This is a genomic window from Azospirillum argentinense (assembly GCF_000632475.1).
Classification (GTDB): domain Bacteria; phylum Pseudomonadota; class Alphaproteobacteria; order Azospirillales; family Azospirillaceae; genus Azospirillum; species Azospirillum baldaniorum.
Genome location: NZ_CP007794.1, coordinates 58682 through 68384, shown reverse-complemented (window position 1 = coordinate 68384; position 9703 = coordinate 58682). Strand labels below are relative to the sequence as shown.

Below are 9703 nucleotides of genomic sequence, written 5' to 3'. Positions count from 1 at the left end.
GGGTGGCCTTGGCCGGCCTCCTCGGCCCAGGCGATGAAAGATCGGCGTCGGACGTCGGGGTCCCCTGACGCCCGACCATGATCATGGCGGAGGTGAAAGGTGAGCCTCCTCCGAATCGGTGGACACCTTTGTTAAGCTCCCGCGGGGAGCGGAGAGGTGGACATGACGACGAAACGGCGCTTCTTCACGGACGAGTTCAAGCGGGAAGCCGTGGCCCTGTTGGAAAGCAGTGGCCGGCCCCTGGAGCATGTTGCCAAGGACTTGGGCATCCAGCCGTCGATGCTGCGCACGTGGCGGCGGCGCGTTTCCGGGCCAGGGGGGCCGGCGCAGCTCCCCACTAGGCAAGCGCCGGCCCCCCTGGCCGCCGGCGATCAATCGGCGGAAATCGCGCGCCTGAAACGCGAACTGGACCGCGTCCGCATGGAACGAGACATATTAAAGAAAACTGTGAGCATTTTCTCGGAGCCTCTGAAATGAGGTTCCGGATCGTTGAGGATTGCCGCGACGAATACCCGGTTCGGGTGCTCTGCGATGCGCTCGGCGTGTCGCCGTCCGGCTACTATGCTTGGCGCACGCGACCGGAGAGCCCGCGTCAGGCGGCGAACCGGCAATTGCTCGATGACATCCGGCGGCTTCACGCCGATCACCGCGAGCGCTATGGAGCGCCGCGCATCCATGCCGCCCTGTGGGCACAGGGCCGGACCGTCAGCCGGGGGCGTGTCGAACGCCTCATGCACCGTCATGGTCTTCGCGCCCAGCGTCCCCGGGCCTTCCGGGTCTGCACCACCGACAGCAATCACGCTCTGCCGATCGCCCCCAACCTCCTGGACCGCAACTTCACTCCCACCGCTCCGAACCAGGTCTGGCTCACCGACATCACCTACGTGCCAACCGACGAGGGCTGGCTGTACCTGGCAGTGGTGCTGGATCTGTTCAGCCGCAAGGCGATTGGGTGGGCGATGCGCGATCATCTGCGCACCGAATTGCCGCTGGCGGCGCTCACCATGGCCCTCCAGCGCCCGCGGCCGGCCCCCGGCCTTCTGCACCCTTCCGACCGCGGATGCCAATACGCCTCGGCGGCCTACCGCAAGGCCTTGAAAAGCCACGGCATTACCCCGTCGATGAGCCGCAAGGGGAACTGCTGGGACAACGCGCCGATGGAAAGCTTCTTCGGGAGCCTGAAATCGGAACTCGTCCACCATCACCGGTACGCGACCCGTGAGGACGCCAAGCGGGACCTGTTCGGCTACATCGAAGGCTACTACAATCGCCAACGCCTGCACTCGGCGATTGGCTACATCACCCCTGAGCAGGCCGAGCGACAGGCCGCATAACCCGCTGTCCACTGCTTCAGGGAAAGCTCAGTCCGTGGAGTGTTGGGAAGCAGAGACGCTTGTCCGCCACAGGGAGGGGAGTCAAGGAGAAGTAGCTGGATGCCGACAGGTGTAGGGCAAAGCTCAAGCTCGGTTAGGAGCAAACATTTTTGTCGATGTGCAGACTTTCTTGTCAATGTGCAAACATTTTTGTCCGACTACAACTGCCTGTTTATGTCACAGGAATCAGCGTCGTTAGTAAAATATTTACCACGATTCTTATTTTTCCGTTAAGCGGAGCACCTCAACCTCTGGGCTAAGACGTTGGTCTAGAGTTCTATGAGGTCCGAGATGGCTGCCGAAACTACCGAACTGATGGACGTCACCTTTACGGTGAACGCCTGGGGCGCTCCCGCAGGCGGAAAGTGGCCGCATTTCGTGCTGCGGCTGGATGGGGTTGAGATCGGGCAGGCGACCGTCGCGTCGGCGTCGCTGGGCCGCTACACCTTCAACGCCCGCGTTCCGGCCGACAAGGCCCACAAGCTTCAGCTTCAGTACGACAACGACGGCTTCGTGAACGGGGAGGACCGCAACCTCTTCGTCAAATCGTTCGAGGTGAACGGGAAACCGATCCTCAGCATCGACCCGCTGGTGACCTACGACACCGGCGACATCGATGGCAAGAACGTCATCGCCGGGCAGACCGAGATGTACTGGCGCGGCGCGCTGAACGTCGACCTGCCCAAGACCATGTTCGCCAGCGCGCAGGAGCCGGAGCCCGAGGCCCCGGCCACCATGACGACCGAGATCGTCGTGAAGGCCTGGGGCGCCGCCGCCAACGGTACGCCGCCGCATTTCAAGCTGCTGGTGGACGACAAGGTGGTCGGCGACGCCTGGGTCAGCGCGACGAGCCCGACCGGCTACACCTTCAAGGTCGATGTGGACCCCAACGAGGCCCACAAGATCCAGATCCATTACGACAACGACGCCACCGTCAACGGCCAGGACCGCAACCTGTTCGTCCAGGGCATCACCATCGACGGGCAGGAGATCAAATCGACCTCCCCAATGGCCTCCTACGACAAGGGGCCGGTGGACGGCAAGTTCGTGGTCGCGGGCCAGGAAGGGCTGTTCTGGGGCGGTGCCCTGACCTTCGGCGTGCCGGAGGAATATTTCGACGGACCCTACGTCCCGCCGCCTCCGCCTCCGCCGCCGGCCAAGCTGACGCCGACGGACATCGTCGTCACCGCCTGGGGCCAGTCGGCCGGCGGGGTGGCGCCGCACTTCAAGCTGCTGGTCGACGGCAAGGTGATCGGCGAGGGCCGCGCCACCTCCAGCGACCCGCAGCCCTTCAGCTTCACGGTCGATCTGGACGCCAAGGAAGCCCACAGGATCCAGATCCACTACGACAACGATTCCATGGTGAACGGCCAGGACCGCAACCTGTTCGTCAAGTCGGTGTCGATCAACGGCAACACCGTCGCGGCGACCGACAGCATCGTCACCTATGACAAGGGGGCGGTGGATGGAAAGGACGTGGTGAAGGGGCAGGAAGGGCTGTTCTGGGGTGGCGCTCTGAACGTCGATGCCCCGGCGTCGCTGTTCCAGCCGCCGGCCGAGCCGCCCCCGCCGCCGCCGTCCGGCCCGGCCTTCTACGTCGCGGCCAACGGCAAGGACACGTGGTCGGGCAAGCTGTCCGCGCCGAACGCCGACGGCACCGACGGTCCCTTCGCCTCGCTGGAGCGCGCCCGCGACGCCATGCGGGACAGCGACGTCGACACGACCTATGTGCGTGAGGGTGTCTACCGCCTGACCAAGACGCTGGAGCTGACCGGCGCCGACAACGGCCACAGCTTCCGCAACTATCCCGGCGAGACGCCGGTGCTGAACGGGGCGGAGAAGGTCACGAACTTCGTCAGCGAGGGCAACGGGATCTATTCCGCGAAGCTGTCGCAGGCCACCGACCTCGACCTGACCATCGGCGGCGTGCGCCAGACGCTGGCCAGCAAGGGCATCGTCGACGCCGACAACCCCACCACCACCGGCTGGTACTTCGCCGACGCGGCCAACGGCGGCCCCAGCGGCTGGTCGGTGCGCTACCACACCGGCGACATGTCGTCGGGCGACATCATCCCCGGCATGAAGATCCAGCTGATGGACGCCGAGCGGCTGTCCGACACGCTGACCGAGATCGCCAGCGTCAACGACGCCACCCGCACCATCACGCTGAAGAACGGCACCTCGCTGCCCTTCGCCGAGGGAACCACCTACAAGTTGCTGAACAACCCGTCCTTCGTCGATCAGGCGGGCGAGTTCGCGTGGCGCGCCTCGGACAAGTCGCTGGTGTTCAAGCCGGAACATCCCGCCACCCTGGCGCAGGACGGCGTCGAGGTGGCGCGGCTGGGCACGCTGATCCGCCTGAACGGCAGCAGCGACGTGACCATCGAGGGGCTGGGCTTCACCAACACCACCACCTGGGGCTACGCGGTGGAGCTGAAGGGGGCGTCGGGCAACAGCATCGGCAACAACAGCTTCCTCAACGTCGGCACGGCGATCAAGCTGACCGCGGCGTCCTCCAACAACCTGGTGGGCGGCAACACGCTGGAGCATCTGGCGGTCAACGGCATCGAGCTGGACGGGCGCAGCAACGGCAACACCGTCTACGCCAACGACATCTCCCACGTCGGCGAGGTGCGCAAGGGTGTGGCCGGGATCATCGGCACCGGGGTCGACAACAACCTGATCGCCCACAACGACGTGGACTCCAGCGCGCGCTACGGCATCTCGCTGAAGAACTGGGACTCCAGCAACATCAACCGCAACAACGTCATCGAGTACAACCGCGTCACCAACACCAACCTGGAGACGGCGGACGGCGGCGGCATCGAGGTGCTGGGCCGGTCCAGCGTCGACACCGGAACGATCATCCGCGGCAACTGGGTGGAGCATGTCGGCGGGCTGGCGACCAGCAACACCGACCAGTGGCTGACCAACCACAAGGGCTTCGGCATCTATCTGGACGACATGGCCGGCGGCGTCACGGTGACCGGCAACTTCCTGAAGGACACCGGGCTGGCCGGGGTGCACATCCACGGCGGCGACAACAACCTCGTCACCAACAACTTCTCGATCATCGCCAGCAACGTGGAGGAGTTCATCCGCGTCGGCTGGGCGCCCAAGCACGGCGATCCGGGCCTGCCGCGCAACAACACCATCACCGGCAACGTCATCAGCGGGACGCTGCCGCTGGACGACTACATGGAACTGCTGACCGCCGGGAATCCGGTGATCGACGGCAACCTCGTCCACAACGTGCCGCGCTACGGCGACAACGACGTGACGGGCAAGCCGCTGTTCAACAACCCCTACTGGGGCGACTACTCGCTGCAGCCGAACTCCCCGGCGCTGGCCATGGGCATCCATGACCTGAACTGGGCGCTGATCGGCCAGAGCGGCTACACGGCGTCGGACGGCATGCCGCATTTCTGGGACGCCTGATCCCGGGCCCGGCCATAGCCTGAGTGGGATCAAAAACGGGCGGAGGCTTGTTCTTCCGGGATATGTCCCGGGGAAGGAGGCTCCGCCCGTGCTCCCGCATTTGCAACCCTTGCGGCGGTCCGCCGCCGTCCTTCTGCTCGTCGTGGCCGGGGGGCTGGCGGGGTGCGCCGACCCCCGGGCCGACGTCGCGCTGGCCGCCCAGAGCGTGCTGGTCGGCATGCCCAAGGGAACGCTGCTGTCGTGCGCCGGGGTGCCGCACCGGCAGGCGGCCAGTGGCGACCTGGAGTTCTTCACCTACCGCGCGGGCTCCATCGATTACTACGCCCCACCGCCGCCGCCGGTGGGCTACGGATGGGGGTATCCGTGGGGCTACCCCGGCTGGCGCCATCGCGGGCTCGACTACGACCCGTGGGACTACTATCCTCCGCGGGCTGGCGACGTGGTGGACAACCGGTGCGAAGCGACCTTCACCTTGAGGAACGGGGCCGTCGAGCAGTTGGTCTACCGGGCGTCGTCGTTGGGCGCCTGCGCCGCGGTCGTGCAGAACTGCATGGCGCTCGTGCCGCAGAGCCTTCCGCCAAGGCCCACCCCGTCCGGCTAGAGCCGGCAGAGGCATCGACCGTGACACCATTGAGGAAAACGCCGGTGATGAAGGCACCGTTCCGCTCGGCTCTGTTGGTCCTGTCGACCGTCGCGTGTCTGGCCGGTCCCCCCGCCGCGGCGCAGGACGCGCAGAGCGAGACGAAGCCGAAGTTCGGCCCGGACGCCGTGCCGATGACCGATGACCGCGATTATCTGCGCCGGGCCGGGGCGCCGGACTTCTGGGCGATGATGCCCTATTACACGGCCCAGCAGACGGGCAGCGCCTGTTCGGTCGCCAGCGTGGCGATGATGATCAACGCGCTGCGCGGCCTGCCGCCGCTCTCGTCCAACCGGCTGGTCACCCAGGCGCGGGTGCTGAACGAGGTGGACGACGACGGGTGGAAGGCGGCCACGGCGGAGAACGGGGACGGCGTGTCCTTCGCCGATTTCGCCGGGCTGGTCCAGAGGTCGGTGGACGCCTTCGGGCTGGACGCCACGGTGGAGGTCTTCCGGCCCAAGGACACCTCGCCGGAGACGCTGGACGAGCTGCGGCGCATCTTGGACGAGAACGAGCGCGACGACAGCGACATCATCCTGCTGGCCTACGACCAGGGCACGCTGACCGGCGACGCCACGGTGGGCCACATCGCGCCGCTCGGCGCCTACGACGCGGAGACCCACCGGGTGCTGGTCATGGACGTGGACCGGCTGTGGTACGTGCCCTACTGGTCGAGCGACGAGAAGCTGCTGGAGGCGATGGTCAAGCCCGACCGCTCCGACCCCACGGGCAGCGGCCTGATCCATGTCCGGCTGAAGGATGCCCGTCTGAAAGGGCGGACGGCGGGATAACAGTGTTGTCTCATGTTGCGACGCAGCGCGACCCGTTGTCGCATTCCGCGCATCGAGATCAACCGCTTCTTGGCTAATGATCAACCGTTGTCCGGTTAAACGGGAGCGGATTCGAGCGAATATTTCGTCATTTCGTGTAATAAGAAATTTAATTTCGCTTTTTGCTGCCATGCGCTCAGGGTATTGCTGCGATGCGCAATGCCTGGGTTCCAAGAAAAAAGCGATAAAAACCATGTCCGACGAGATTTACGAGCGGGTGCTGTCCAACCCGAAGTTCGCCGCGATGACGGCGAGCCGCGCGCGCTTCAGCTGGCGGCTGGCGCTGATCGTTCTGGCGGTCTACTACGCCTTCGTGTTCGCCTCGGCGCTGGCGCCCGACCTGATGGCGCGCCCGCTGGCCGAGGGCATGACCTTCCCGGTCGGGCTGGCCGCCGGCATCGTCATCACCGTCTTCTGCTCGCTGATGACCGGCGTCTACGTCCTGCGCGCCAACAGCCGCTACGACGCGATGAACCGCGACCTGCTGAACGAGGTGGGCCGATGAGCGCCGCGCGTCTTCTGGCTTCCGCCTCCGCCGCGCTGCTGCCGGTTCTGGTCGCCGGGCCCGTCCACGCCGCCGCCATCGACGGCGCGGTGGAGCGCCAGCCGGTCAACCTGACGGCCATCGCCATGTTCCTGCTGTTCGTCGCGGGTACGCTGGGCATCACCTACTGGGCGTCCAAGCGCACCCGCTCGGCGTCGGACTTCTACACCGCGGGCGGCGGCATCAGCGGCTTCCAGAACGGGCTGGCCATCGCGGGTGACTACATGTCGGCGGCGGCCTTCCTCGGCCTGTCGGGCATGGTCTTCGCCAAGGGCTTCGACGGGGTGATCTACACCATCGGCTTCCTGGTCGGCTGGCCGCTGATGCTGTTCCTGATCGCCGAGCGGCTGCGCAACCTCGGCCGCTTCACCTTCGCCGACGTGGCCTCCTACCGGCTGGGCCAGACGCCGATCCGCTCGCTTGCGGCGGTCGGGTCGCTGACCGTGGTCTGCTTCTACCTGATTGCGCAGATGGTCGGGGCGGGCAAGCTGATCCAGCTCCTGTTCGGCCTGGACTACACCTACGCCGTGGTCATGGTCGGCGTGCTGATGATCCTGTACGTGACCTTCGGCGGCATGCTCGCCACGACCTGGGTGCAGATCATCAAGGCGGTGATGCTGCTCGGCGGCTGCACCGTGCTGGTCGGGCTGGCGCTGGCGCAGTTCGGCTTCAACCCGGAGCGGCTGCTCCAGCAGGCCGTCGCCGCCCACGCCGCGAACGCCGCCATCCTGCGCCCCAGCGCCGCCATGGCCGATCCCATCGCCGCGGTGTCGCTCAGCCTCGCGCTGATGTGCGGACCGGCGGGCCTGCCGCACATCCTGATGCGCTTCTTCACGGTTCCGGACGCCAAGGAGGCGCGCAAGTCGGTCGTCTACGCCACCGGCTTCATCGGCTACTTCTTCATCCTGACGGTGACCATCGGCTTCCTCGCCATCGTGATCGTCGGCACCAACCCGGCCTATCTGGACGCGGCGGGAAAGATCCTGGGCGGCGGCAACATGGCGGCCATCCATCTGTCCAAGGCCATCGGCGGCAACATCTTCCTGGGCTTCATCTCGGCGGTCGCCTTCGCCACCATCCTGGCGGTGGTCGCCGGCCTGACGCTGGCCGGCGCGTCGGCGGTCAGCCACGACCTCTACGCCCGCGTCATCAAGAAGGGCAACGCCACGGAGGCGTCGGAGATGCGGGTGTCGCGCCTCGCCACGCTGGCGCTGGGCGTCATCGCCATCACGCTGGGCCTGCTGTTCGAGAACCAGAACATCGCCTTCATGGTCGGGCTGGCCTTCGGTCTGGCGGCGTCGGTCAACTTCCCGGTGCTGATCCTGTCGATCTTCTGGAAGGGCCTGACCACGCGCGGCGCCTTCATCGGCGGCTTCGCCGGTCTGGTAAGCTGCGTCGCCTTCGTGGTGCTGGGGCCGACCGTGTGGGTCAGCGTCTTCAAGTTCCCGGCGCCGATCTTCCCCTACGAGCATCCGGCGCTGTTCTCGATGGTCATCGCCTTCGCGACGACCTGGCTCTTCTCGGTCACCGACCGCAGCGCGCGGGCGGCGGCGGAGGCGAAGGCCTACGAGTACCAGTACATCCGCTCGGAAACCGGCCTGGGCGCGGCCGGCGCGGTCTCGCACTGACCGCGTGAAACAGGCGGCCCCTCTCTCCCCGCCTGGGTGGAGAGGGGCCGTGCCGTTCTCAGCGGCGCTGCGCCGACTGGGAGTAGACGTAGGAGTCGAAGCTGTTCTCGGCGACGCGGAACCATAGCCGCTCCTCGTCGCGGAAGGGCTTCCACGCCTCGTAGACCTTCTTGAAGCGCGGGTTCTTCGCCGACAGCTCGTCGTACAGCTCGTTGGCGATCTTCTCGCAGGCCATCATGACGTCGCGCGGGAAGGCGCGGAGCTGGGCGCCGCCGGCGACCAGACGCTTCAGCGCCGCGGCGTTGACGGCGTCGTACTTGGCGATCATCCAGGTGTTGGCCTCCCAGCAGGCCTGCTCCAGGATCGTCTTGTAGGACTCGGGAAGCTGCTCCCAGGCGGTGATGTTGATCATCAGCGGGATCTGGGCGGAGCCCTCCCACCAGCCCGGCGAGTAGTAGTATTTGGCGACCTTGTGGAAGCCCAGCTTCTCGTCGTCGTAGGGGCCGACGAACTCCGCCGCGTCGATGGTGCCGCGCTCCAGCGCCGGGTAGATGTCGCCGCCGCCGATTTGCTGCGGGACGAGGCCCAGCTTGCCCATGATCTGCCCGGCCAGCCCGCCGACCCGCATCTTGAGGCCGCTCAGGTCCTCCACCGTCTTGATTTCCTTGCGGAACCAGCCGCCCATCTGGGCCGTCGTGTTGCCGGCGGGGATGTTGTAGATGTTGTGTTCCCGGAACAGCTCCCGCATCAGCTCCAGCCCGCCGCCGTGCATCATCCAGGAGATGTGCTGGCGCGTGTTGAGGCCGAAGGGCATGGCCGTGTCGAAGCAGAAGGTCGGGTCCTTGCCGATGTAGAAATAGGCCGCGGACTGGCCGCACTCGATCGTGCCGTTCTGCACCGCGTCCAGCACCTGGAGCGCCGGAACGATCTCGCCCGCTGCGAAGGTGCGGATCTGGAACTTGTTGTCGGTGGCGGCGGCGACCCGGCGGGCGATCAGCTCTGCCCCGCCGAAGATGGTGTCGAGGCTCTTGGGGTAGCTCGACGCCATGCGCCACTTGATCTCGGGCTGGCTCTGCGCGATGGCCGGTGCTGCGACGACGGTGCTGGCGGCCAGCCCGACCCCGGCGCTGGTCAGAAAGGAACGACGTTTCATGGCGGGGGACTCTCCCTTCCCATTCTTTTCAATTATGAGAGGGATTCTGCATTTACGGGGCGCGGGCAACAAGAAAAAGGCGGAGCCGTGCCGCCCC

7 protein-coding genes are annotated in these 9703 nt (G+C 66.2%); 6 read left to right on the top strand and 1 reads right to left on the bottom strand.

The annotated features are described in order from the left end of the window. Window positions 1-162: 162 nt before the first annotated feature. The 6 genes from ABAZ39_RS14600 to ABAZ39_RS14575 all read left to right on the top strand — a co-directional run bounded on the left by ABAZ39_RS14600 (window position 163) and on the right by ABAZ39_RS14575 (window position 8453). Window positions 163-1334 (top strand): IS3 family transposase gene (locus ABAZ39_RS14600; RefSeq protein ID WP_144243562.1). Its coding sequence is split into 2 segments (ribosomal slippage): window positions 163-448 and window positions 448-1334, totalling 1173 coding nucleotides; the frame shifts between segments, so codons are not numbered across the junction. A gap of 330 nt (window positions 1335-1664) precedes the next feature. Further along, window positions 1665-4811 carry a carbohydrate-binding domain-containing protein gene (locus ABAZ39_RS14595; protein ID WP_040133798.1) on the top strand — a complete coding sequence of 1049 codons (3147 nt, stop codon included), beginning with the start codon at window positions 1665-1667 and terminating at the stop codon, window positions 4809-4811. 88 nt (window positions 4812-4899) lie between these two features. Continuing rightward, window positions 4900-5412 carry a hypothetical protein gene (locus ABAZ39_RS14590; RefSeq protein WP_063922664.1) on the top strand — a complete coding sequence of 171 codons (513 nt, stop codon included), beginning with the start codon at window positions 4900-4902 and terminating at the stop codon, window positions 5410-5412. 47 nt (window positions 5413-5459) lie between these two features. Beyond that, window positions 5460-6242 carry a phytochelatin synthase family protein gene (locus ABAZ39_RS14585; RefSeq protein WP_040133797.1) on the top strand — a complete coding sequence of 261 codons (783 nt, stop codon included), beginning with the start codon at window positions 5460-5462 and terminating at the stop codon, window positions 6240-6242. A gap of 232 nt (window positions 6243-6474) precedes the next feature. Continuing rightward, window positions 6475-6786, top strand: coding sequence for a DUF485 domain-containing protein (locus ABAZ39_RS14580; protein WP_014198129.1), 312 nt, complete (start codon window positions 6475-6477; stop codon window positions 6784-6786). Next, window positions 6783-8453, top strand: coding sequence for a cation acetate symporter (locus ABAZ39_RS14575; RefSeq protein ID WP_040133796.1), 1671 nt, complete (start codon window positions 6783-6785; stop codon window positions 8451-8453). The genes ABAZ39_RS14580 and ABAZ39_RS14575 overlap by 4 nt, the downstream gene beginning before the upstream one ends. A 58-nt stretch (window positions 8454-8511) precedes the next feature. On the opposite strand, the gene ABAZ39_RS14570 is transcribed toward ABAZ39_RS14575, so the two are convergent. Then, entirely contained in the window at window positions 8512-9606 is a 1095-nt protein-coding gene (locus tag ABAZ39_RS14570) for a TRAP transporter substrate-binding protein (protein WP_040133795.1), read from the bottom strand. Between the last annotated feature and the right edge of the window lie 97 nt (window positions 9607-9703).

Bases quoted from the DNA above. Each gene is read 5' to 3' on its own strand.
- ABAZ39_RS14570 (WP_040133795.1), bottom strand. From the start codon at position 9,606: ATGAAACGTCGTTCCTTTCTGACCAGCGCCGGGGTCGGGCTGGCCGCC.
- ABAZ39_RS14580 (WP_014198129.1), top strand. From the start codon at position 6,475: ATGTCCGACGAGATTTACGAGCGGGTGCTGTCCAACCCGAAGTTCGCC.
- ABAZ39_RS14575 (WP_040133796.1), top strand. From the start codon at position 6,783: ATGAGCGCCGCGCGTCTTCTGGCTTCCGCCTCCGCCGCGCTGCTGCCG.
- ABAZ39_RS14585 (WP_040133797.1), top strand. From the start codon at position 5,460: ATGAAGGCACCGTTCCGCTCGGCTCTGTTGGTCCTGTCGACCGTCGCG.
- ABAZ39_RS14595 (WP_040133798.1), top strand. From the start codon at position 1,665: ATGGCTGCCGAAACTACCGAACTGATGGACGTCACCTTTACGGTGAAC.